1 rRNA gene is annotated in these 652 nt (G+C 58.6%); it reads left to right on the top strand.

Annotated features, from left to right (window positions below):
• Positions 1-630: ribosomal RNA gene (locus IE244_RS41625) — 23S ribosomal RNA — on the top strand; the annotation flags it as partial.
• Positions 631-652: the final 22 nt, after the last annotated feature.

Genomic DNA, 652 nt, shown 5'->3' with positions numbered 1-652 from the left:
GTAACGGAGGCGCCCAAAGGTTCCCTCAGCCTGGTTGGCAATCAGGTGTTGAGTGTAAGTGCACAAGGGAGCTTGACTGTGAGACCGACGGGTCGAGCAGGGACGAAAGTCGGGACTAGTGATCCGGCGGTGGCTTGTGGAAGCGCCGTCGCTCAACGGATAAAAGGTACCCCGGGGATAACAGGCTGATCTTCCCCAAGAGTCCATATCGACGGGATGGTTTGGCACCTCGATGTCGGCTCGTCGCATCCTGGGGCTGGAGTCGGTCCCAAGGGTTGGGCTGTTCGCCCATTAAAGCGGTACGCGAGCTGGGTTTAGAACGTCGTGAGACAGTTCGGTCCCTATCCGCTGTGCGCGTAGGAGTCTTGAGAAGGGCTGTCCCTAGTACGAGAGGACCGGGACGGACGAACCTCTGGTGTGCCAGTTGTTCTGCCAAGGGCATGGCTGGTTGGCTACGTTCGGGAGGGATAACCGCTGAAAGCATCTAAGCGGGAAGCCTGCTTCGAGATGAGGACTCCCACCCACTTGATGGGGTAAGGCTCCCAGTAGACGACTGGGTTGATAGGCCGGATCTGGAAGCCAGGTAACTGGTGGAGGTGACCGGTACTAATAGGCCGAGGGCTTGTCCTCAGTTGCTCGCGTCCACTGTGTT

Origin of the sequence: Streptomyces filipinensis (genome assembly GCF_014649495.1) — a bacterium.
GTDB classification, from domain to species: domain Bacteria; phylum Actinomycetota; class Actinomycetes; order Streptomycetales; family Streptomycetaceae; genus Streptomyces; species Streptomyces filipinensis.
This window is presented reverse-complemented; position numbering and strand designations above follow the sequence as displayed.